General features: G+C 69.0%; 18 protein-coding genes. 11 read left to right on the forward strand and 7 right to left on the reverse strand.

What is annotated here, in order from left to right; genetic code table 11:
• Positions 1–77 precede the first annotated feature (77 nt).
• From K340_RS33080 to K340_RS0124480, 5 genes are read left to right on the forward strand one after another with little or no spacing between them, the layout of a single operon-like run.
• Entirely contained in the window at positions 78–959 is an 882-nt protein-coding gene (locus K340_RS33080; RefSeq protein WP_051267548.1) for a CoA transferase subunit A, read from the forward strand.
• Positions 956–1795 carry a CoA-transferase subunit beta gene (locus tag K340_RS33085; RefSeq protein WP_051267550.1) on the forward strand — a complete coding sequence of 280 codons (840 nt, stop codon included), beginning with the start codon at positions 956–958 and terminating at the stop codon, positions 1793–1795. The genes K340_RS33080 and K340_RS33085 overlap by 4 nt, the downstream gene beginning before the upstream one ends.
• On the forward strand, positions 1795–2856 hold the full coding sequence (locus K340_RS0124470) for a hypothetical protein (RefSeq protein WP_029138624.1): 1062 nt from the start codon (positions 1795–1797) through the stop codon (positions 2854–2856). The genes K340_RS33085 and K340_RS0124470 overlap by 1 nt, the downstream gene beginning before the upstream one ends.
• Complete coding sequence (locus tag K340_RS0124475) at positions 2853–3839, forward strand: LLM class F420-dependent oxidoreductase (RefSeq protein ID WP_029138625.1); 987 nt, start codon at positions 2853–2855, stop codon at positions 3837–3839. The genes K340_RS0124470 and K340_RS0124475 overlap by 4 nt, the downstream gene beginning before the upstream one ends.
• 33 nt (positions 3840–3872) lie before the next feature.
• Positions 3873–4808 (forward strand): TIGR03619 family F420-dependent LLM class oxidoreductase, encoded by a 936-nt coding sequence (locus K340_RS0124480; protein WP_029138626.1) that lies wholly within the window; start codon positions 3873–3875, stop codon positions 4806–4808.
• Positions 4809–4833: 25 nt separating this feature from the next.
• Here the strand turns inward: K340_RS0124480 and K340_RS33090 are convergent, their stop codons facing one another.
• Entirely contained in the window at positions 4834–6414 is a 1581-nt protein-coding gene (locus K340_RS33090; protein WP_051267552.1) for an AMP-binding protein, read from the reverse strand.
• A gap of 140 nt (positions 6415–6554) precedes the next feature.
• Between K340_RS33090 and K340_RS0124490 the strand changes: the two genes are divergently transcribed.
• The gene (locus tag K340_RS0124490; RefSeq protein WP_161632178.1) at positions 6555–7139 is read left to right on the forward strand and encodes a TetR/AcrR family transcriptional regulator; all 585 of its coding nucleotides are present in this window, start codon (positions 6555–6557) and stop codon (positions 7137–7139) included.
• 32 nt (positions 7140–7171) lie between these two features.
• On the opposite strand, the gene K340_RS0124495 is transcribed toward K340_RS0124490, so the two are convergent.
• Positions 7172–7792: an SDR family NAD(P)-dependent oxidoreductase gene (locus K340_RS0124495; protein ID WP_051267554.1), complete on the reverse strand. Its 621-nt coding sequence runs from the start codon at positions 7790–7792 to the stop codon at positions 7172–7174.
• Between the two features lie 72 nt (positions 7793–7864).
• On the opposite strand from K340_RS0124495, the gene K340_RS36810 reads away from it, so the two are divergent.
• A complete protein-coding gene (locus K340_RS36810) occupies positions 7865–8038 on the forward strand; it encodes a winged helix-turn-helix transcriptional regulator (RefSeq protein ID WP_211229630.1) in 174 nt (57 codons plus the stop codon).
• Positions 8039–8113: 75 nt separating this feature from the next.
• Here K340_RS36810 and K340_RS0124505 read toward each other — a convergent pair whose 3' ends face one another.
• Positions 8114–9730, reverse strand: coding sequence for a class I adenylate-forming enzyme family protein (locus tag K340_RS0124505; protein WP_029138630.1), 1617 nt, complete (start codon positions 9728–9730; stop codon positions 8114–8116).
• A gap of 30 nt (positions 9731–9760) precedes the next feature.
• Positions 9761–11608 (reverse strand): carboxyl transferase domain-containing protein, encoded by a 1848-nt coding sequence (locus K340_RS33100; protein WP_051267556.1) that lies wholly within the window; start codon positions 11606–11608, stop codon positions 9761–9763.
• Positions 11609–11686: 78 nt separating this feature from the next.
• Here K340_RS33100 and K340_RS0124515 point away from each other — a divergent pair, with 78 nt between their 5' ends.
• On the forward strand, positions 11687–13282 hold the full coding sequence (locus K340_RS0124515; RefSeq protein ID WP_029138631.1) for an AMP-binding protein: 1596 nt from the start codon (positions 11687–11689) through the stop codon (positions 13280–13282).
• Here K340_RS0124515 and K340_RS0124520 read toward each other — a convergent pair.
• A complete protein-coding gene (locus K340_RS0124520; protein WP_029138632.1) occupies positions 13263–14891 on the reverse strand; it encodes an AMP-binding protein in 1629 nt (542 codons plus the stop codon). The two genes, K340_RS0124515 and K340_RS0124520, sit on opposite strands and share 20 nt — an antisense overlap.
• 18 nt (positions 14892–14909) lie before the next feature.
• Positions 14910–16454 carry an acyl-CoA carboxylase subunit beta gene (locus tag K340_RS0124525; protein WP_161632179.1) on the reverse strand — a complete coding sequence of 515 codons (1545 nt, stop codon included), beginning with the start codon at positions 16452–16454 and terminating at the stop codon, positions 14910–14912.
• A gap of 215 nt (positions 16455–16669) precedes the next feature.
• Between K340_RS0124525 and K340_RS0124530 the strand changes: the two genes are divergently transcribed.
• The 3 genes from K340_RS0124530 (at position 16670) to K340_RS0124540 (ending at position 22317) form a co-directional block, all read left to right on the forward strand.
• Positions 16670–18991, forward strand: coding sequence for a hydantoinase B/oxoprolinase family protein (locus K340_RS0124530; RefSeq protein ID WP_029138634.1), 2322 nt, complete (start codon positions 16670–16672; stop codon positions 18989–18991).
• Positions 18988–21144, forward strand: a complete 2157-nt coding sequence (locus K340_RS33105) for a hydantoinase/oxoprolinase family protein (RefSeq protein ID WP_051267560.1) — start codon at positions 18988–18990, stop codon at positions 21142–21144. The genes K340_RS0124530 and K340_RS33105 overlap by 4 nt, the downstream gene beginning before the upstream one ends.
• Before the next feature lie 78 nt (positions 21145–21222).
• On the forward strand, positions 21223–22317 hold the full coding sequence (locus tag K340_RS0124540) for a CaiB/BaiF CoA transferase family protein (protein ID WP_037366618.1): 1095 nt from the start codon (positions 21223–21225) through the stop codon (positions 22315–22317).
• Here the strand turns inward: K340_RS0124540 and K340_RS0124545 are convergent.
• A complete protein-coding gene (locus K340_RS0124545; RefSeq protein ID WP_037366620.1) occupies positions 22304–22783 on the reverse strand; it encodes a pyridoxamine 5'-phosphate oxidase family protein in 480 nt (159 codons plus the stop codon). The genes K340_RS0124540 and K340_RS0124545 overlap by 14 nt on opposite strands.
• Between the last annotated feature and the right edge of the window lie 33 nt (positions 22784–22816).

Raw genomic sequence — 22816 nt, forward strand, 5'->3', positions numbered from 1 at the left:
ACCCGCCCGCATCCATTCACTAGCGTTCCCAACTATCCAGCTGGGTATGGTTGACATTTCGAGGAGGTGGATCCGCGGTGAAGGAGAAACTCACCTCGCTGGAGGACGCTCTGCGACTCGTGCGCGACGACGATGTCGTCGGCCTGCAGGCCGGGCCCACCCAGTGCGCACCGATGGAGCTGGTCCGCGGACTGATCCGCGACGGCCGGCAGAACCTGCATGTCGTTACCCTCAGCGGTGGCCTGGCGCTCGACTGGCTGGCCGCCGCCGGATGCCTTTCCCGATGCACGTTCGCCGCGGTGACGATGGAGCACTACGGCCTGGCCCAGTGCTTCCGGCAGGGCGTCGAGTCCGGCAGGATCTCCGCCGAAGAGCTGTCCGAGACGGCGTTGTTCGCCCGGCTCGGTGCCGCCGCCCGCGGCCTGCCGTTCCTGCCCACCCGAGGGATGATTGGCACCGATCTGCTGCAGGTCGGCAATCCGAACCTTGCCGTCATCGCCGATCCGTTCGGCGGAATGCCGGTGGTCGCCTGCCGGGCCCTGCCGCTGGACGTCGCGTTGCTGCACGCGGCCCGGGCCGACCGCTTCGGTAACGTCGGCATCGACGCCGGACCCCGCTACCCAACGATCGGCGTCATGCCACGCGCGGCGGCCAGGGTGATCGTCACGGTCGAGGAGATCGTGTCCACCGACGTGCTTCGGGAGAACCCGGACCGCACCATCCTGCCCGGGTTCGCGGTCGATGCAGTGGTCCTCGCCCCGCACGGCGCCCACCCGACATCGATGTTTCCGGCCTACGACTACGACGCCGACCTGTTCGAGCAGTGGGTGGCCTGCAGTTCGGATGCCGCGGCCACCCGGGAGTTCCTGAACAGCTACGTCCGGGTGGACCCCGCGGGATACCGGGCGGCGATCGGTCCGGATCGACTGGCCCGGCTGGAGCGGGCGATGACCCGATGAGCAACCCGTCATCCGGGGATGCCGACAGCAGCCCCGCCGCCGACTACACGGTCGACGAATTGATGACAGCCACGCTCGCCAGGTGCCTGTCCGACGGAGACCAGATCACCAACGGCATCTCCTCGTTCATGGCAGTGTGCGCGATCGAGCTGGCCAGACGCACCCACGCCCCCGATCTGGTGTGGATCGCCGGCGGCTCCGGTCTGGACCCACTCGACCCGCGGATGACCGACTCCACCTTCGAATGGCCCATCTGGCAGCACTCGAGCATGTACTTCGAACTGTCCGCCCAATTCTGGGACTACGTCGCCAATCCCCGGTTCCTGTCCACCTTCTTCGTCGGTGCCGCGCAGATCGATGCGCACGGCAACACCAATCTGTCGGTGATCGGCGACTTCCATCACCCCCGCGCCCGGCTCCCTGGTACCGCCGGTCTCGCGGACATGAGCGCGCTCGACAAGCGGCTGATCTACTGGGTGCCCGACCACAGTCGGCGGACCCTGGTGGAGCGCGTCGACTTCCGCTCCGGCGCAGGCTATCTCGACGGCGACGGCGAACGCGAGCGGCTCGGCATCGGCGGTGGACCGGAGCTGGTCGTCACCAACCTCGCAGTCTTCGACTTCACCCCGATCTCCCAGCGCCTGCGGCTGCGCTCGGTGCATCACGGCATCGACCTGGAAACCGTACTGGCGGCGACCGGATTCGAGCCGGTCGTCGACGGGCCCGTCGGGATCACCCCACCCCCCTCCGTCCGGGAGGTCACCCTGCTGCGCACAGTTGTTGATCCACAAGGGCTTCGATCCCGCGGAGTCCGCCAACCCAGAGAGAAGGCGTGATGGGCGTCGAGCGCATCTTCCGGCCGATCACCGTCGACGAGCTCCGCTGGTTCCCCGAACTCGACAGCTGGCCGCAGGGCGAGCACAACCCGGACTTCCTTGACATGTTCTGGCTGGACGTCGATCTCGACGACGGTTGGCAGCTGGGCATCGGGCTCTACCGGTGCCGCCCGTACGACGACGGCAATCCCGGCGTCACCGTCAATCTGATCCGCCCCGGCGAGCGCACCGTCGAGCTGCACGAGCGCTTCCGCCCCGAGCAGTTCACCGCCGACGAGTTAGGTGGCCGCTGGGGCGACACCGCAGCGCTTGCTCTGGACGTCGTCGACGGGGTGGTCACGGCGATCAGGCTGATGATCGAACTCGGCGAGCTCGTCGTCACCCTCGCCGTCGACCCCGTCTGCCCCGGGGTGAAGTTCTCCGGTGCGTCACCGGGCTTCTCCGGATATCGGAAGTCGGCGCGGCTGGCGGTCGGTTGGTGGCCGGTGACCCCGCGGGCGGTGGGTCCGGCCGCGGTGACCTGGCGTGGTGAGCATCGGCACGGCACCGCGGTGGTGCACGCCGAACGTCAGTTGTCCACCCTGCCGCTGGCCGGTGACGCGGGCGACGCCTCGGCCCAGTCCATCTGGTTCTGGGGACACTTCACGGCCGGCGACTACACGGCGATCTGGACCGACTCCGCGGCGTCCGCCGCCTTCGGCAACGGGCACTTCAGCCCGTTCGTTCTGTACTACAAGGACTTTCCCGTTCTCTCCACCTTTGCCTTCGCCGCCCAGGTGGAGCAGTTCGTGGTCGATCCGACGACCGGGATGGTCCGCCCGGAGGTGACGACGCTCCGCGCGTGGTCCGACGACCTCGAGTTCTCCGCCCGGCTGGTCGACGGCCAGGTCTCCGATCAGTTCGAACTCAACGGCCGGCCCGGTTCGCTGTACTGCCGGCAGGTGAGCACCGTGCAGGGCCGGCTCGCGCAGTGGGGACGGACCCGGCCGCTGACCGGCACCGCGGTGCACGAGTGGGGCAGCCAGGCGGGGAACTTCCCGTTCCCGCGGACGGCGAAGTGACCCGGCCGGCGACGCTGCGCTACGGCATGACCGTGCCGTTGGGCGGCCTTTCCGCGACCGAACAGCTGACTGCCGCCCGAAAGCTGGCGGCCGCCGGCTACACCGACCTGTGGTCCTCGGAGGTCAGCGGACCGGACTGTTTCACCCCGCTCGCCATCGCCGCTGCGGCCGATGCCGGTCTGCGGTTGGGAACGGCGATCGCTTCGGTGTACACCCGCGGGCCCGGCCTGCTCGCCCAGAGCGGGGCGATGCTCGGCGCGATCGCGCCCGGCCGGGCGATCCTGGGCATCGGCGTGGCCTCTCCGGCGATCGTGCAGCAGTGGAACGGGCTGCCCTACGAGCAGCCATACCAGCGGGCCCGCGGCATGCTGCGGTTCCTGCGCAGCGCATTTGCCGGCGAGCGCGTCACCGTGGACAGCGAAACACTGACGGTGGAAGGCTTCCGCCTCGATCTTGCCGGCCAGGACTGCCCGCCGGTGTATCTGGCCGCCCTGCGCGAGCAGATGTTGCGGCTGGCCGGCCGGGAGGCCGACGGGGTGATCGTCAACTGGCTGGCCGCCGACGACATGGACACCGTCGACTCCGTGGTCCGCGGCGCTGCCCCAGCGGGGGCGGTGCCCGAGGTCGTGGTGCGGCTGATCGTGGTGCCCACCGATGACGCCGACCGGGCGCGCGCGCTGGGCCGGCGGCTGATCGCCGCCTACCTGACCGTCCCGGCCTACGCGGCCTTCCACGACTGGCTCGGCCGTGGCGACCAGCTGGCAACCATGCAACAGCGGTGGGCCGACGGGGATCGGCGGGGCGCGTTGGCGGCCGTCCCGGATTCGGTGGTCGACGACCTGATCATCCATGGCACCCCGCAGGAATGCGCCGAGCACATCGAACGCTACCGGCGCGACCACAACGTCACCCCCGTCCTGGCCTTACAGCCGGTCGGACGCGATCCGCTCGACGTCGCCCGCGAGATCATCGCGGCGCGCTGACCTGCAACCACCGACCACGAGAGGACCTCGTTGATGGCCGAACCCCAGATCACCGTGGGATTGCGCAACTTTTCCCGGACTCCGGTGCCGGACTGGCGGTTTCTGCTGGAGCAGGCGCGAGCGGCCGACGACGCCGGCATCGACCGGGTGTTTCTTCCCGATCACGTCGCGTTCGGCACCGACCTGTCCGGCTATGCCGACCCGGCCTCCGGTGGGGTGACCGGCGCCAAGCAGCCCACCGGTGCCGACGGCGGGTGGCTGGAGGCGCTCACCACCCTGGGCGCACTGGCGGCCGTGACCAGCAGGGTCCGGCTGGCGACCAACGTGCTGGTCGTTCCGCTGCGACGTCCGGTGGTGCTTGCGAAGGTGGCGGCGACGCTGGATGCCCTGTCCCACGGGCGTTTCGAGCTCGGCGCGGGCGTCGGCTGGCAGGAGGCCGAGTACCGGGCCGCCGGAGTTCCGTTCTCCCGACGCGGCGCCATCCTCGACGAGACGCTGGCCGCCTGCCAGCAGCTGTGGAATTCGCCGCAGGCCGATCTGGTCGGCAGTTCGTTCGACCTGACCGGCATCCACATGATGCCCAAACCTGCGGCCGGCGGGGTACCGGTGTGGATCGGCGGCCGTCCGTTGCCCCGGATTGCCCGCCGACTTGCCCGGTTCGGTGCCGGCTGGATCCCGTGGGGCGCAACGCCGGAGTCCTATCCGGACGCGATCTCGACCATGCGCGCGCTGGTGGAGGCGGAGGGTCGCGATTTCGACACCATCCGGCTCGCCTACTCGCTACCGACGCTGATCGCCGACAACGGCGCCCTCGACCTGTCGGCGATGCTCGCTCCGGTGCCGGCGCTGCTCGAACTCGGCATCTCCGATTTCCGGACGCTCGCCCGTGTTCCGCACGGCTACGACGCCGCCCGCGAGTTCCTCACCGGCCTCGACACCGCATTCCGCCGACAAACACACCAACGATAGCGGCCGCTCAGCGCGCCCAGCCGGCTCAGCGCCGGTCGGATCGGGCGACGACGTGACCGAGCGCCTCCAGGTCGATGGTGCCGGGGGTGTCCCAGCCGGCGCGCAGTTGGTGCTTGAGCACCCGGCCGACCGCATTCACCGGAAGCGCGTCGATGACTTCCACATAGCGCGGGATGGCGAAGTACGGCAGGTTCGCCTTGAAGAACTCGAACAGCGACCCAGGTTCGACGTCGGCTCCGGCCGCCAGCACCAGACACGCCTTGATGTCGTCCTCCGCCAGTTCGGAGGGGACGGCATGAACGGCCACCGCGGCGATGTCGGGGTGCTTTCCGATCGCCTGCTCCAGCTCGACCGACGAGACGTTCTCCCCGCGCCGCCGCAGTGCGTCCTTCTTCCGGTCGACGAAGTAGAGCGTGCCCTCGTCGTCGAAGTACCCCATGTCGCCGGTGTGATGCCACAGGTTCCGCCAGGCATCCAACGTTGCCTCCGGCTTCCTCCAGTAGCCGCTGAAGATGGCATGCGGCTCCAGCGGACGAACAACGATTTCGCCCGGCTGACCGGCCGGCAGCACGTTGTCGTCGTCGTCCACCGCCCGGACGTCCAACCAGGGCAACGCCTTTCCCGCGCTCGGCTTGTCCCGTGCCCCCGTGGTCCGGCCCATGGTTGCCGGCAGCACCTCGGTCTGTCCGTATCCCTCGCAGTACACCGTGCAGCCGAAGCGCTCGGCGAACTTCTGCTGCAGCGCCGGCGCCGTCGGAATGTAGATCGCCCGGTCCAGGGTGTGCTCGGTGTCGTCGGGCCGTTCCGGGGTGGCCATCAGGGCAGCCGGCATTGCTCCGACGCCGAACATCTGGGTGGCGCCGAGCTCCCGGATCCGGTCGAACGTCAGGGAGGCCCGGAATTCCGGGTCGAAGCAGACCCGGCTGCCGACCACCAGCGAATCCATCAGCGCGCTGATCGCGAACCCGTGGTAGAGCGGCAACGGGCAGTAAGACGTGTCGTCGGGCCGGAACCAGTCGTTCATCGCATGCGCCAGCGGCATGTGCACCAGATACCCCGAGTCGATCATGCAGCCCTTGGGAGCGCCGGTGGTGCCGGAGGTGTACATCACCAGGGTGAGGGTGGTCGGCTCCGGATCGGGCCAGAGCCCGGTCCGCGGCTCGTCGTACAGATCGGTGATCCGTAGCGGGGCATCGGATTCCGGATCGAGGGCCACCAGCCGCGCGCCGGCCACCTCCGGCGCATCCAGGGCGGCCAACGCCGTCACGCCGGCAGCGTCGGCGACGATCATCGAGGGTTCGGCGTCCGCGAGCTGATAGCGCAGGAACTCGCCCTTGAGGAAGACGTTGACCGGAACCTGAACCACGCCGAGCTCCGCGCAGGCGAAGAACAGCAGGACGGACTCCGGCCGGTTGGTCATGATCGAGGCGATCCGGTCGCCCGGACGCAACCCGGCGCGGTACAGTCCGGCCGCCAATGATGTCGACCTCGACCGGACCTCGCCGACCGTCAACCACCCGTTCCCGGTGGAGACCATGTCGGCAGCGGGATTGTCATCGGCACGCCGGCGCAGCCAGCCGGCCACCGTGCGCGCGTCGTTGCTCACCCGTCGAGCGTACTGAACCAACTAGATGGTTGACAACAGGTGTCACCGACCAGTTCATGAGGGTGTCCGCGTCCCCCTGCTTCGGACCGCCTGTTGAGGTACGTTGGTCACGCTGAACGCAATGATGAATCGGAGACACAGTGCCTAGGGCTTCTCGATACACGGACGTGCGGGCGACCGCGGCGCACTTGTTCCGCACCCACGGCTATGCCGCGACCACGATGGATCTCATCGCCGACGAGGTCGGTCTGAACAAGGGCACGCTCTACCACTACTACGAGGGCAAGTCCGCGATCCTGTACGACCTGATGTCGGAACAGGTCGACGTCACGCTCGAGTTGCTGGACGAGGTGCCGGAGGACCTCTCCCCACGCGATCGGCTGCACGAGCTGATCAGGCTGCAGGCCCTGCACGTCGCGGACAGCGACGACGAGCTGATCGTGTTCTTCCAGGAGATGCGCTGGATCAGCCAGAACCTGACGCCCGAGCAGGCGCAGTCGCTGCGCGAGCGGTTCAGCAGGTACGAGAACTTCATGCGCAAGCTGCTCACCCGGTCCGCGAAGGCCGGCGAGGTGGTCAAGTCCGACACCTCAACCGTGATCTACAGCATCGTCGGCATGCTGGGCTACATCCCGAACTGGTTCCATGGCACCACGCCGCAGGCCAAGAAGAAGATGGCCGTGCAGGTCGCCGACCTGGCCATGCGCGGCCTGGACGTACGCTAGCCGAACCCGCCGGGGCACGGCCACCGGGTGGGTCAGGGAGTGAAGATCGTCTCGGCCTGGTCACGCTGAACGTGCAGGTCCCAGTACAGCGGAGCGATCTGATCCGCGGAGGCACTCGGCGTGCCTTCAGGCGCGCGGTCACCGATCCACGCCCCGATCGCCACGTGCGCGGCCTGAATGCCCTCGGGCTCGAGTTCCTTGTGCAGGTTCAGCACCCACGAACGCAGAGCCGCACCCGCGGTGTTGATGTCACCGAGCATCGGGGTCGGGTCGACCGACCCGGCGCCGGTGGTGAACAGCAACGTCCCGGCACCGGCCCTCCGCATCGCGGGCAGCGCCACTGCGGTGGCGGCGATCGCACCGTAGACCAGGTACCGCATCTGCAGGTCCACATCCGCAGCGGTGACCCTGGAGGGCGTGCGGAACTTCGGCTCGGGGCCGCCAGGGGAGTATTCGAGCACGTCGATCCCGCCGAAGTGTTGTGCCGCGGACTCGAGTGCGCCGGTGAGGGAATCGGTGTCCAGAACGTCGGCCGCAAAGCCCTTGGCGCAGATGCCCTCTGCCGAAAGAGTCGCGGCGTGCGCGTCGAGGTTGGCCTGGCTGCGGGAGAGCAGGGCCACGTCGAATCCGTGGGAGCCGAAGGTCCGGGCCATGCAGGTCAACGGCGAAACCGACCCGATCTGCGGGGAAGGTGGCACTCGGGCGCGGGAGGGCGCGACGGTCTGGTGACACGTACGGTGACCCCCACGGTGCCGCCGCAGGTCACCTACGAGTTGACCAAGACCGGGCACAGCCTGCGCCGGGCCGTTCAGCCGTTGATCGAGTGGGCGTTCACCACCGTCGACGATATCAACACCGCACGCACAGCCTACGACGCCCAGTTCGACCAGCAGGCATGACCGCCACACCGTGAGATCGTCGGGAAATCAACGGCCCGGCGGTATCGCCGGTGCACGTCTCACGCAGGCAGGCGTCTAGCGCAGGCTGGCGTTGAGGTCGTCCCGGACCGCCAGCCGGCGGACCTTGCCGGACGAGGTCATCGGGACCTCGTCGGCGAAGACCCAGTGTTTCGGGATCTTGAAGTGCGCGAGTTCCCCGTACAGCCACTCCCGCAGTCCGTCGCCGGTGACGTGTGCACCCGGGGTCAACTGGATCACGGCCGCAACCTGCTCACCCCAGTGTTCGTCGTCGATGCCGACCACGGTCGCACCGCGAACGGCCGGATGGGACAGCAGCACCTCTTCGACCTCGGCCGGATAGATGTTCTCGCCGCCGCGGATGATCACCTCCCGCGCCCGGCTGAAGAAGGTGAGGCGGCCGAGTTCGTCCATGGAGGCGAGATCGCCGGTCCGCAGGAAGCCGTCATCGGTGAACGCCTCGCGGGTGGCGTCGGGCTGGCCGAAGTAGCCGTTCATCGTCACCGGCGATTTCACCGCGATCTCACCGACCGCACCCAGTGGCACGACCGCGCCGCTCTGCGGGTCGAGCAGCCGTAGCCGGGTGCCCTCCACCGGACGGCCGACGGTTCGTTCGATGACCTCGGGCGGATCGTCGAGGTCGCTGTTGGTGATGATCGGGCACTCGGACTGGCCGTACCCGACCACGACGGTGGCGCCGAGGGTGTCGCCGATCCGGCGTACCAGCGCCTGGCTGACGGTGGCGCCACCGGTCGGCACCGAGTTCAGTCGCGGGGTGCTGCCGCGCTGCACCAACGCGTCGAGGATCTGTTCCACCATGATCGGCACGCCGCCGAGCCGGGTGATGCCGCCGGCGTCGATCAACCCGACCGCCTGGTCCGGTTCGTAGCGGGGCAACACGACGAACGACCCACCGGTGGTGACGGCACCGAGGATCACGCTGCAACTGCCGGCCACGTGGTAATACGGCACCGGGTTGAGCCAGGTGTCGCCCGGAAGTACGACCCGGTCGTGCCGGGCGCGCAGGTACCCAGCGTTCAGGCCGGCTCGGTGGCTGACCAGGGCGCCCTTGGACCGGCCCGTCGTCCCCGAGGTGAACTGGATCAGGAAGGGATCATCGGGCGACACCAGGCGATCCGGCTCACTGCCGTCAACCTGTTGGACGGCAACCTGTTGGGCGGCAGCCCATTCCGCCAGATCGGCCAGCCGATGGACGGCGACGCCGCCGAGGATCGAGCGTGCCCGCCCGGCGACCGACCGACCGCGGGAATCCGTGCCGACGAAGGCCAGGCCCGGCGTTGTCAGCTCGGTGGCGTGCCGAACTTCACCGTCCGACCAGGCCGTGCTGTACGGGGTGAGGATCGTCCCGGACAGCGCACACGCGTACTCCAACAGGATCCATTCGGTGCAGTTCTGCGACCAGACCGCGACCCGTTCGCCCGGTTCGGTCGCCGCCGTCAGCGCATCGGCGATCGGGGTGACGCGCCGCAGCAGCTCGGCATAGCTCACCGGCTGCAAGCGGCCCGAAACGACCTGGTGGAAGGCGGGTTCGGCGCTCCACTGCTGCACCGCCGACCGCAGGGCCGTGCCGATGGTGACCCGCAACGGGACTTCCGGATCGTTGGGCAGGAATTCCGATCGTCCGGCGGCGAGCTCCGGCTGTGACTGCGACATCCGATTCTTCCTTTCGCTGATCCTGCGGGGCTACCAGGTGTCGACGTAATTGCGGGCATGGGGATTCACCCAGCCGTCCTTGGCCGGGCCGCCGGCGGACAGCAGCGCACCCGCGATGGTCGCCCTCGTCCGTTCCGGGTCGATGACGTCGTCCACTTCCAGGTGCGAAGCGGCGTTCATCGCACCGCCCCGCTGGTACGACTGGGCGACCAACTCGTCGAAGCGTCGCCGCCTGGCCGATTCGTCATCGATCGCCGCCAGCTCGTCGCGGAACCCGAGCCGGACGGCGCCCTCCACCCCCATGCCGCCGAACTCGCCGGTGGGCCAGGACACGGTCATCGCGGTGGTGCCGAAATTGCCGGCGCCCATGGCCATCGCGCCCAGACCGTATGCCTTGCGCAACACCACCGTCAGCAGCGGGACTGTCAGGTGCGCGCCAAGCGTGAACAGCCGGGCGACATGTCGTACCGCGGCGGTCTTCTCCGACTCCGGGCCGACCAGGAACCCGGGGGTGTCGCAGAGGCTGACGACCGGGAACGCGAACGTGTCGCACAGCCGGAGGAACCTCGCAGCCTTGTCGGCGCCGTCCGCGGAGATCGCACCGCCGCCCGCGGCCGGGTTGTTGGCCAGCACCGCGACCGGATGACCCTCGATCCGCGCGAGCGCGGTGACCATCTCGGCGCCGAACGCCGCTCGCAGCTCCAGAACCGAGTCGGTGTCGAACATCGTGTCGATCACCGCCCTGACGTCGTACGCGCGTTTGCGGTCCTGCGGAACGAGTTCCCGCAGGCGGCGCTGATCGGCGTGTTCCCAGGTGGGCAGCCCGCCCTGGAAGTACCCGAGGTACCTCTTGGCCGCCGAGACCGCCCCGGCCTCGTCCGCGACCGCGATATCCACCACGCCGTTGCGGGTCTGCACGTCGATCGGACCGACCTCCTCCGCCGCGTACACCCCGAGCCCACCGCCGGAGATCATGGCGGGGCCCCCCAACCCGATGGTGGAGTTCGTGGTCGCAATGACCACGTGACAACACCCGAGCAGGGCGGCGTTTCCGGCGAAGCATCGTCCCGCGGCGATGCCGACCGTCGGCACGCGGCCGGCCAGCGCACCCATCGACGAGAAGGTCGGCACGTTCAGGCCGGCAACCATCGGGATGTCCACGTCGCTCGGCCGTCCGCCGCCGCCTTCGGCGAACAGCACCACCGGCAGCCGATCGGTGTATGCCCGCTCGAGCAGCCGGTCGGTCTTGCGGTGGTTGAAGTAGCCCTGGGTCCCGGCCAACACCGTGTAGTCGTAGGCCAACACCGCGCAAGCGGTCCGATCATCCGGGAAGACAGCGCCGTTCACCCGGCCGATGCCGGTGACCATGCCGTCGGCGGGCGTTTCGGCCTGCAGATCGGCGATGTCCCGTCGGCGGCGCTGTGCGGCAACGGCCAGCCCGCCGAACTCCACCAGCAGCCCGCCATCGGTGAGGTCGGCGACGTTCTCCCGGGCGGTGCGCATCCCCGATCGGTGGCGTTTGCGCACCGCCGCCCCGCGTGCCTCGTCCCGCAACATGGCCCGCCGAACCAGCACCGCAGCCAGATCGGCGCGGATGCCACCTGGACCGATCTCTTCGGTCTGTCCGGCTCCGCCGGCGGTGTCCGGCAGGCCGTCGACGTCGACCAGCGGTTGCCCTTCGGTCACCACATCGCCGACACCGACGTGGACGCCGCGGACCATGCCGGCGTGTTCGGCGTCGAGGTGATACTCCATCTTCATCGCCTCGATCACCACCAGTAGGTCGCCGGCGCCCACCTGGTCGCCGGGCGTGACGCCCACAGCGACGACGGATCCGCCCAGCGGCGACACCAGCGTTGTCGGCCGGGTGAGCTCCACTGTCTCCTCCTTGAACTCGACAGCCCTGTCCGCCAGACTATGCCAACCATTTGGTTGAAATTATCCGACCGCAAGGAGATGACGGCATTGACCGACATGCCGACTCGCGACGAGTGCGTGATCCGGAACCTCATCGACACCAGGGCCGCAGAGGCACCGGACGAGGTGTTCGCGGTCTTCGACGGGACCGGCGAGCAGTGGACCAACGCCGAGCTGTTGCGTCGCACGAGGTCTGTTGCGGCCGGCCTGCACGAGTTGGGGATCCGGCCGGGTGATCTGGTGGCGGTGTGGCTGCCGAACGGACCTGCCGCGCTGGTCGCCTATACCGCGATCAGCTACCTGGGTGCGGTCTACACCCCGTTCAACACCGCGTACCGCGGCGGACTGCTCGAGCACGTGATCGAGAACTCCGGCGCTTCGGTGCTGATCGCCGACAGCCGTCTGCTCGACCGGTTGGCGTCGGTCGAGCACGGCGGGTTGCACACCGTGATCGCCATCGGCGAGTCGCCGGCCGTCGAGGGCATCCGGGTGCTGCCCGAGGCGGCGTTGGACGGCGATCCGGACGCACTCACCGGGCTCGAGCAGCCGATCGAACCCTGGGATCGGCACTGTGTCATGTACACCTCCGGCACCACCGGCCCGTCGAAGGGGGTGGTCACCACCTACCTTCAGGGCTACACCGGAATCACCGCCATCCCGACCCGCAGGGGCGCCCGAATGATGCTGGTGGGCCCGATGTTCCACACCAGCGGTGCTGCAGTGGTGCACAACTCGCTGATCAACGGCGGCTCGCTGGTGATGCTCGAATCGTTCAGCACGCAGAGCTTCTGGGCGGACGTGCGCAGATACCGGATCACCTCCGGGGTGCTGGTCGGTGCGATGGCAACCTTCCTGCTGAAGCAGCCGGAGGCGGCCGACGATCGCGACCACGGACTGGACCAGGTGGTGATGATGCCGCTGTCGGACGACCCGCGGGCGTTCGCCGACCGGTTCGGTGTGGACATCTACACCTGTTTCAACATGACCGAAACGCCGACGCCGATCGTCAGCGAGGTCAATCCGCCGATACCGGGGATCGCCGGGCGGATACGGCCCGGGCTCCAGGCCCGGCTGGTCGACGGCAACGACCTGGAGGTGGCGGACGGACAGACCGGCGAGCTGATCCTGCGCAGCGACCTGCCGTGGGCGCTGGCCACCGGGTACCACAACAACTCCGAGGCGACCGCGGCGCTGTGGCGGAACGGCTGGCTGCACACCGGCGACGCTCTGCGCCGGGATGCCGAAGGGAACTACTACTTCGTCGACCGGCTCAAGGACGCCATCCGCCGGCGCGGCGAGAACGTCTCGTCGTTCGAGGTGGAGAAGGAACTGCAGGCCCACCCCGGCGTCCGGCTGGCGGCCGTGGTCGCGGTGCCCAGCGAGCACGGCGAGGACGAGGTGCTGGCCGTCATCGCGCCGGTCACCGGGGCGCAGCTGGACTTCGTCGAGATCATCACGTTCCTGCGGGACCGGATGGCGCACTTCATGATCCCTCGATACCTCCGGATCGTCGACGCGCTGCCGGCGACCCCGACCAACAAGGTGGAGAAGTACCGGTTGCGGGCCGATGGCGTCACCCCCGATACCTGGGACCGGGAGGCGGCGGGGATCAGCATCAAACGTGACCGCCTCTGACCCGGGTGCGGCCACTGCCCAGCTTGATGCCGGCCGCCTCGCGATCCCAGGTGTCGGCGGCGAGCCCGGCGTCGCGCAGCTGCGCCTTGCGCACCTTCTGCGACGGTGTCTTGGGCAGCTCCGCCGCGGTCTCCAGATAGCGCGGCACCATGAAGTACGGCAACCGTTCGACCAGATACCCGGTGATGCCGATCGGGTCGAAGACTGCACCTTCGCGAAGGACGACGACCGCCCTGATCTCGTCCTCGGTCAGCTCCGAATGCACCGCCACCACGGCGCTTTCCACGATGTCAGGGTGCGCATTGATGACGCTCTCCACCTCGAAGCTGGACACGTTCTCGCCACGACGGCGCAGCGCGTCCTTGACCCGGTCCAGGAAGTAGTAGCGACCGCTCTCGTCGCGGCGCAGCACGTCGCCGGTGTGCAGCCAGCCTTCGGGATCGATCAGCGCCGCCGTGGCCTCCGGCAGGCCGAGGTACCCGGACGTCACCGTCAGTGGCTCGTCGGGTTTGACCCAGAGCTCGCCCCCGAGGCCGTCGGCGACGTCCTGCCCGTCGTCGCCGACCAACCGCAACTGGTAGATCCCTCGCCGGAACCCGCCCTCGTTGCCGATCACCGATCCGACCGGGCCGGAGGTCACCTGACCGATCTCACTCATTCCGTATCCGGTCATCGCTTGCACCCCGAACCGCTCCAGGAAGCCATCGAGGTCCGACGGAGCCGGGGCGAGAATGGCTATCTCCAAGGGGTTGTCGGCGTCGTCCGGCCGCGGAGGCTGCCGCCACAGCAGCTCCGACATGCTGCCGAGCAGCCCGGTAACGGTGATGTTCCGTCGCCGGACGACGTCCCAGAAGTTGGAGACCGAGAAGCCGCGCTCCAGGATGCAGGTCGACCGGTGGATCAGTGATCGATAGACCCAGGCCCACTGGCCGCCGATGTGGAACATCGGCAGGGTGAGCAGCACGCGGTCGCCCTGCCGGGGCCGGTGGTTCGGGTCGTCCTGCTGGGATGCGTAGGTATACGCGTGGGCGTGCGAACACATCACGCCCTTGGACGCGCCGGTGGTGCCGGAGGTGTACATGATCGCCAGCAGTTCCGCCGGGTCGACATCCACCGGATCGGCTTCCCCATGGGCCTCCAGCTCCGCCCACGGCACCACCGCAAACCGGTCGCGCAGGGCGGCCGCTGCGTCGAGGTCCCCGCGGACCACCACCGTCCGCAGCCGGGTCAGATCCTTGGCGATCGGGAGCAACCGCTCGACCAGGTCCGCCTCGGCCACCAGCAGCTCGCACCCGGAGTCATTGAGCACATGGGTGAGGAACCGATGCTTGTAGGCCGTGCTGATCGGCACCTCGATGGCACCGGACAGCGCGACCCCCATCCACAGGTGCACGTTGTCGACCGAGTTGTCCAGCAACAGGCCGACCGGGTGCCGGCGTCCGACCCCCAGGTGCGCCAGTCCGCCGGCCAACCGGCTGCTGCGGGTGAAGCTCTGCTCGAAGGTCCACTCGCCATCGGGGTCGATGTGCGCGATCGCGTCCGGCGTGGCCTCGAGCGCGCGCCGATACGCGCGCAACAGCGTTCGTTCGGACAACTCGGGTAGCGTCATCGATTCCTCCGCAGCGGGTCAGATCGGGGAGATGCCACGGACCTTCGGTGGCATCGGCAACCGACGCCGGGTCGGCGCGCGGTCGAGCACCTCGACGATGCGTGCCCTGGTCTCGGCCGGGTCGATCACGTCGTCCACCCCGAATCCCGCGGCCGCCTGCAGCGGCCCCACCTGCGCCCGGATCTGCTCGATCAGCTCTGCCCGACGGGCGTCCGGGTCAGCGGCCCGCTGATAGTCCTTGCGGTAGGCGACGTCCACCGATCCCTCGACGGACATGGCGCAGATCTCGGCCGTCGGCCAGGCGAGACAGGCATCTCCGGAGAACGCCTGGCTGCCGGACATGGCGACGTAGCCAAGTCCATACCCCTTGCGCAGCACGATCGACAGCCGCGGCACCGTGGCATGTCCGAGTTCGAACAGCATCTTGGCGCTGCGCCGCCCCAGGGTGGAGGCCTCCGCCGCCGACCCGATCGCGAAGCCGGGAACGTCCATCAGGAATACCAACGCAATCCCATAGGCGTCGCACAGGCCGATGAAATGCGCCGCCTTCTCGCAGGCGTTCGCGTCGAGCATGCCGCCCTTGTGCAGCGGCTGGTTGGCGATGACGCCGACGGTGCGGCCGCGGACCCTGACCAGCGCGCTGACCAGATTGCGGGCGAACGTCGGCTTCAGCTCGAAGACGCTGCCGGCGTCGGCGATGGCCTGGACGGCCGGCCGGATGTCGTACATCCGCCGGGACGAATCCGGAACCAGCTCGCGCAGCGGCAGGCCGCGGGCCGGGTCGTCGTCGGCGGGGTCGGCGGGCGCCGCCGGCGTCGGCTGCGTCGCGTTGCCGGGGAGCAGACCGAGGAAGGTCCGCAGCGCGTCCAGGCATTCCTGCTCGCCGTCGACGGCCAGATCGGCCAGGCCCTGGCGGTCCACCTGGACCTCGGTGCCACCCAGTTGCTGCGACGTCAGCTGTTCGCCGGTGGCGGCGGCGACCAGTGCCGGCCCCGCGATGCCCATGGTGCCGTGGCCACTCCGCATCACCACGAAGTCCGCCAGCGCGGCGAAGTTGGTATTCGCGGCGAAGCCCGGCCCCAGCACCGCCGCGACGATCGGGGCGTAACCGGACAGCCGGGCGAGCTGCGCGAACAGGTTCCCGGCATTGGCGTAGTCCCGGGAGTTCTGCCCGTCCTGGATCCGGTGCCCACCGCCGTCCAGCAGCATGACGAGCGGGCAGCCGTCACGCAGGGCGATGTCGATCAGCCGGGCGGTCTTGGCGCCGCCGAGGTGCCCGACGCTGCCGCCGAAGACCGAATAGTCCTGCGACAACACCAGTGCCGGCCGACCGTCGATGCGCGCCGATCCGGTCACCACTCCATCGGCCGGTGCCCGTTCCCCGACCACCGGATCCCGGACCAACCCGCCGATCTCGGTGAACGAACCTTCGTCGCACAGCAGGGCGATCCGCTCCCGCGCGGTGAGCCGGTCCCTGGCATGGACAGCGGCCACAGCATCGGCCCGTGCGCCGTCCCCGATGCTCCGGTGCCACTCGTCGGTGACCGGCAACCCGGCTGCCAACCTGTCTCCTTGATCGCCGATCAGTGATGATGTCGCGACCATACTCCACCATCCGGTTGGCTCGCCTTGGCCCGGTCGGCATTGACAGCGGCCGCCGCTACCCGTTGACTGGTTGTCAACGGATCGGTTGGCAACAACGCGTCCATCGGCAACCATGGGCCCGGCCGGCCGCATCCCGGACGTGACGCTCGACGACGAGAAGAGGACCGCCGACGATGACTACCGCCGACTTCGATCTGAACTCCTACAACAGCATTGCCTGGGACGGCGTGATCCACAGCTACCGGCCGTCGCCGGACTGGAGGTCCCGGGTCTCCCCCGGGCTGAAGGTGGCCGAGAGCGCCGATGCGGACCTTGACCCGGTGACGTTCGAGGTACTGCGGAACCGGCTGTGGACGATCAACCTCGGGCACGGTGACACGCTGTCGCGGATGTCCGGGTCGCCGATCTTCCAGGCACTGGACTTCAACATGTCGATCCTCACCGAGGACGGCGAGATCGTGATGAGCGCCCCGTTCATCCAGTACCTGAACACCGGATCACCGCTGGTGGTGCGGTATCTCATGGAGCACATGTCGGAGAACCCCGGCATCTGCGAGGGCGACATCTTCCTGGCCAGCGATCCGTGGATCGGCGCCTCGCACCAGATGGACGTGTGCATTGCCGCCCCGGTGTTCGTCGACGGCGAGCTGTTCGGCTGGGTCTCCAACGCCGCGCAGCAGTACGACCTCGGCGGCATCGTGCCGGGCGGCTGGCCACAGAATGCGCCGGACATCTACAGCGACCCGATCATCTTCCGGCCGTTCAAACTCGTCGAGAAGGGGGTGCTACGCCCCGATCTCGAGGAAATGTACCGGCGGCAGTCGCGGCTGCCCGACATGGTCGCGCTGGACCTGCGCGCCCAGCTGTCCGGCTGCCGGTTCGCGGTGAAACGCCTGCAGGAGACCTGCGATGAGTTCGGCGCCGACACCGTCAAGGCGGCCATGCGCCGCGTGCTGGATACCGCGCAGGCCTCCTTCGCCCGCAAGCTCGAAGCCATTCCGGACTGCACGGTCTCGGACGTGCTCTACTTCGACGAGAAGCTGCCCGGCGACCGCGGAACGTACAAGGTGCAGTTCAACATCACCAAGCGCGGCGACCGGCTGATCGTCGACAACCTCGGCACCGACGCGCAGATCGAGGGACCGAACGGCTTCACCTACATGAACTTCGCCGGCATCGTGCTGGGCGTGATCGGCCAGACGATGCTATGGGAGCACACCTTCTCGCTCGGCGGAGCCGAGCGGCAGATCGACTTCCGGCCGCTGCCCGGAACGCTGTCGTGCGTGGATTATCCGGCCGCGGTGAGTGGCAGCGTGCTGAACGTCAGCAGCGCATACATGCGGCTGCACAACATCATCGGCCGGCTGCAGGCGTGCGATCCAGAACAGCAGGCCGACATCGTGGTGTCCGGCCCCGACGTACCGCTGGTGGTGATCTCCGGCAGTGACGAGCGGGGCAACGTGTTCGGTACCGCGCTTACCGATGCCGGCGGATTCGGCGGTGGCGCCCGCGCCCACAGCGATGGCCCCAACACCAGCGGATCGTCGTACATCCCGATGATCCGGATGGCCAACATCGAATCCGTCGAGCAGTTCTACCCGCTGCTGGTGATGTACCGACGCGAGGCCACCGACACCGGCGGGGCCGGGCGCCGGCGCGGCGGGGTCGGGATGGATGTCGGCCTGACGCCGTACCACGCCCGTTCCATCGAGATGGTCACCAATGCGGGTGGCCAGGGAGTGTCGACCAATCAGGCGATGGGCATCTTCGGCGGTTACCCCTCGCCCACCGCGGAGTACCGGATGTTGTTCGGCACCGACGTCGGCGAGCAGTTCGCCGGCGGGCACATGCCGACGGACATCCCGGAACTGTCCGCGGACCGCGAGGAAGTGATCCGCGGCAAGTCCAACGGCACGCCGATCCTGCCCGGCGATGTGTTGACCCGCACCGTCTGCGGTGGCGGTGGCTACGGCGACCCGCTCGACCGGGAACCGCAACTGGTGGCCACCGACGTGGAACTCGGCTACGTCTCGGCCGCCGCGGCCCGGGCGCTCTACGGCGTGGCCGTCACCGCCGACGGGTTGGACCCGGCGGCGACGGCCGAGCTGCGGACATCGGTGCGGGCGCAGCGAGCCGGTTGGCCCGCGGTCCCGCAGGCCCTTCCGGTCGCCGATCAGCCGACCAGCACGCCGGCGACGGGCGAGGCACCCCGGCATGTCGGCGAACACCTCACCGCGCGCGACGACGGTCCGTCCAGGGTGTTGGCCTGCCGGCACTGCGAGCGCCCACTGTCCGACTACCGCGGTAGCTACAAACACGGCCTGCTGGTCGATATCGCGACCCTCGACATCCTGCCCCGGGTCAAGGATCCGAGGTTCTTCCTCGATGCCGAGATGGAGTTCCGGAGGTACTGCTGTCCGGGCTGCCAGACCCTGATGACCACCGAGATCGCCCGATCGGGCGACCCGATCGGAGAGGAGATCCGATTCGCATGAGCGCCGCACAGCGATCGGGAACAGACCACGCCGGGTGCGTGATCGGCGTCGACATCGGTGGAACCTTCACCGACTGCGTGGCGATCGACGGCAACGGCCGGATCGTCATCGGCAAGGCGCCGTCCACGCCGCCCGACTTCCATCAGGGATTCATCGCCGCGATCGACGTGGCGGCCCGACAGCTCGGTAGCACCGGCGAAGAACTCATCGCCGGCGCCCGCGCCATCCTGCACGGCTGCACTGTTGCTACCAATGCGCTGGTGGAGAATCGGACGTCAACGGCGACCCTGCTGACCACCGCCGGGCACGCCGACACCCTCTACTACATGCAGGGCGGCCGCCGGCTGGCCGGTGAGAACGCGCGTGACATCGCGCATCTGGCCGGACCGGCGCACACCAAGCCGGCCCCGCTGGTCGCCAAGTCGCACATCGTCGAGATCGACGAGCGGGTCGGCGCCGACGGCGCGGTGGTGGTCGCGCTCGACGAGGACCGGGCGCGGGCACAGATCCGGGAGCGGGTCGCCGCCGGCGCCGACACCTTCGCGATCGCCCTGCTGTGGTCGACCGCCAACGACACCCACGAACGCCGGCTGGCCGAACTGGTGCGCGAGGAGGCGCCGGAGGCATTCCTGTCGCTGTCCAGTGACGTGGTGCCCCGCCCCGGCGAGTACCAGCGCACCGTCGCCACCGTCATCAACGCCATGATCGGCCCGGTGACCAGCGCCTACCTCACCCGGCTCGGCGAACGGCTGCGCGACATCGGCTACGCCGGCGAGCTGTCGGTGATGAGCTGCACCGGCGGTCTCATCGACGTCGACCGGGCCAGGCGGCTGCCGTTGCTCACCATCGGATCCGGCCCGGTGGCCGGCCTGATCGGGGCCGGGAAGCTGGCCAGAACGGCTGCCGGTGACGCCGACCCCGGCGCCCTCGACGCGGTGAATGTGCTCACCGGCGACATGGGTGGCACCACCTTCGACGTCGGAGTCATCCGGCGCGGCGAACCTGTCACCAGGACCGAGACCCGGCACGGCCAGTTCGAGTACTTCGTACCGACCCTTGACGTCCGGTCGGTCGGCGCCGGCGGCGGCAGCATCGTCGCCTTCGACGCGGACACGCATAGCCTGCGGGTGGGTCCGCGCAGCGCGGGCGCGGTGCCGGGTCCGGCCGCCTACCTGCGGGGCGGCACCGAGGCCACCGTCACCGACGCCGATCTGCTGCTCGGCTACCTGAATCCCGAGAACTTCCTCGGAGGCAACCTGACTCTCGGTGTACAGGCCGCCCGCGACGCGCTCGAAGCGGCCGGCGGTCCGCTGGGATTCAGCGCCGAGGAGACCGCGGCCGCCGCGGCCCGCATCGTGGACGACCAGATGGCCGATGCCATCCGGTTGTCCAGCATCCAGCAGGGCTACGACCCGCGCAGCTGCGTGATGTACGCGTACGGCGGCGCCGGCGCGGTGCACTGTCCGCAGGTGGCGCGCAGCCTGGGCATCTCCACCCTGGTGATCCCGCTGTCGGACCTGGCGGCCGGCTGGTCGGCATTCGGGGTGGCAGCCTCCGAGGCGCAACTGGTCCAGGACCTGCCGCTGCTGGCGGCCTCACCGTTCGATCCGGAAGCGCTCAACGACGCCTGGCGCGAGCTGGAGGCGACGGTCCGGAAGTCGTTGCCCACCTCGATGCTCGACGCCGACCCGGTCTTCGACCGCTTTGTCGAGATGAAGTACACGTTGCAGGTCAACGAGTTGCGTATACCGGCACCCGGCGGGGAGTACACCACCGAGACCGTGCAGGAACTGGTGGACGCCTTCGAGGCGGAGTACGTCAGGCTGTATGGCCAGGGCAGCGGCTACCCACTGGCCGGGTTCATGATCACCTCGCTCCGGATCAACGCCCACGCCCGGATCACCGAGGTGCACCTGCCGGCATCGGATGCCGTTGCCCCGCACCAGGTCACACCCACAGGTACCCGCGAGGTGATCTGGTACGAGCTGGGTAGGAACCCGGTACCGACACCGATCTACGACGGCGCGGATCTGGGTGTCGGGTCCGAGGTGATCGGGCCGGCAATCGTCGAGTTCGTCGACACCACGCTCGTGCTCCGGCACGACCAGCGCGCGATCGTCGACCCGTACCAGAGCATCGTCGTGCGGACCTGAGCCGACCTCGGGCGACCCGCCCGGTGCGGTAGTGTCACAGTGTTATCAACCGCCTAGTTGGGATTGCAAGGAGTGGGAATGGGTCCGTTGCAGGGATTGCGGGTTGTCGAACTGGCCGGGATCGGCCCGGGACCACATGCCGCGATGATCCTGTCCGATCTGGGCGCCGACGTGGTCCGGGTGGAACGGCCGAGCGGTGGGCCGGACTTCCTGCCACCGGTCGACCCGACCTTGCGCGGCCGGCGCCGGATCGAGCTCGATCTGAAGTCCGACGCGGGCCGTCGCGCCGTGTTGGATCTGGTCGAGAACGCCGACGTCCTGATCGAGGGCAATCGACCGGGAGTGACCGAACGACTCGGCGTCGGCCCCGACGATGCCCTGACCCGCAACCCGCGCCTGGTGTACGCGCGGATGACCGGCTGGGGACAGACCGGGCCGCTCGCGCTGGCCGCCGGCCACGACATCAACTACATCTCACTCACCGGCGCGCTGCACGCCATCGGCAAACCCGGGGAGCCGCCGACGGTTCCGCTCAATCTGGTGGGCGACTTCGGCGGCGGGTCGATGCTGCTGGTGATCGGCATCCTGGCCGCCGCCTTGGAGGCCCGCGGGTCCGGCCAGGGTCAGGTGGTGGACGCCGCGATGGTGGACGGAGCCTCCACCCTCACCCAGATGCTGTGGGCGATGCTGCCCTCCGGCGGATGGGCCGACGAACGCGGCGCCAACCTCCTCGACGGGGCCGCACCTTTCTACCGCTGCTACGCCTGCGCAGACGGTAAGGACGTCGCAGTCGGCGCGATCGAGCCGCAGTTCTACGCTGCCCTGCTCGCCGGCCTGGGCATCGAGCCCGCGGACCTGCCCGAGCAGATGGACAGGAGCCACTGGGCGCAAACGACGGAGCGCTTCACGGCGATCTTCGCGACCCGATCGCGGGACGACTGGGCGGCCGAGTTCGATGGCAAGAACGCCTGCGTGACACCGGTTCTCGCCTTCGGCGAGGCGGCGCAGCACCCGCACATCGCGGCCCGCGAGATCATCGTCACCCACGATGGGCACCCGCAGGTGGCCCCGTCACCGCGGTTCTCCCGCACCCCCGGCGCCCCGGGTCCGCTCAAGCCCGCCGACACCGACGTCCCCGGCGTGCTCGCCGGCTGGACGGCTAGCCCGAGGTAGCGACGTCCGGGCCGGCCGGGATCTTGCGGAAGTCCCAGCTGACGATCTTGTCCGGGTCCAGCCGGAGCCAGGCGTGCTTGCCGTCGTAGTTCATCGCCGTGCCGTCGGGGGCCGTTCCACCGCCAGCAGCGCCACCGAAATACTTGGCGGAGAACATCTTCTCGACGATCTCGAGTGCTGCGACCGGCTCGCCGGTCCGGGGTACCTCACCGACCTGGGCGACCCGGCCGGTGATCTCGACGCCACACAGCTGCTCATACTCGTGTCCGGCATCGACCACCAGGCCGATCCTGGGATCGGACATCACGTCGGCCCACCGTTGCGAGCGGGTGAGCGAATAGATCCAGACCTTCCCGCCGTGCCACAGGAACCAGAGCGCGGTGGCATGTGGACCGTGCGCGCCGACCGTCGCCACCCGGCAGGTCCGCTCCGTGGCGAGGAATTCGTCCCGCTCGGCCTCGGACATGGCAATCCGACGGCCGCGGCGTTGCTGTGACAC

Origin of the sequence: Nakamurella lactea DSM 19367, assembly GCF_000426645.1 — a bacterium.
Classification (GTDB): Bacteria; Actinomycetota; Actinomycetes; order Mycobacteriales; family Nakamurellaceae; genus Nakamurella; species Nakamurella lactea.

Bases quoted from the DNA above. Each gene is read 5' to 3' on its own strand.
- K340_RS33085 (WP_051267550.1), top strand. From the start codon at position 956: ATGAGCAACCCGTCATCCGGGGATGCCGACAGCAGCCCCGCCGCCGAC.
- K340_RS0124470 (WP_029138624.1), top strand. From the start codon at position 1,795: ATGGGCGTCGAGCGCATCTTCCGGCCGATCACCGTCGACGAGCTCCGC.
- K340_RS0124480 (WP_029138626.1), top strand. From the start codon at position 3,873: ATGGCCGAACCCCAGATCACCGTGGGATTGCGCAACTTTTCCCGGACT.
- K340_RS0124495 (WP_051267554.1), bottom strand. From the start codon at position 7,792: ATGGCCCGGACCTTCGGCTCCCACGGATTCGACGTGGCCCTGCTCTCC.
- K340_RS0124505 (WP_029138630.1), bottom strand. From the start codon at position 9,730: ATGTCGCAGTCACAGCCGGAGCTCGCCGCCGGACGATCGGAATTCCTG.
- K340_RS0124515 (WP_029138631.1), top strand. From the start codon at position 11,687: ATGACGGCATTGACCGACATGCCGACTCGCGACGAGTGCGTGATCCGG.
- K340_RS0124520 (WP_029138632.1), bottom strand. From the start codon at position 14,891: ATGACGCTACCCGAGTTGTCCGAACGAACGCTGTTGCGCGCGTATCGG.
- K340_RS0124530 (WP_029138634.1), top strand. From the start codon at position 16,670: ATGACTACCGCCGACTTCGATCTGAACTCCTACAACAGCATTGCCTGG.
- K340_RS33105 (WP_051267560.1), top strand. From the start codon at position 18,988: ATGAGCGCCGCACAGCGATCGGGAACAGACCACGCCGGGTGCGTGATC.
- K340_RS0124540 (WP_037366618.1), top strand. From the start codon at position 21,223: ATGGGTCCGTTGCAGGGATTGCGGGTTGTCGAACTGGCCGGGATCGGC.
- K340_RS0124545 (WP_037366620.1), bottom strand. From the start codon at position 22,783: ATGTCCGAGGCCGAGCGGGACGAATTCCTCGCCACGGAGCGGACCTGC.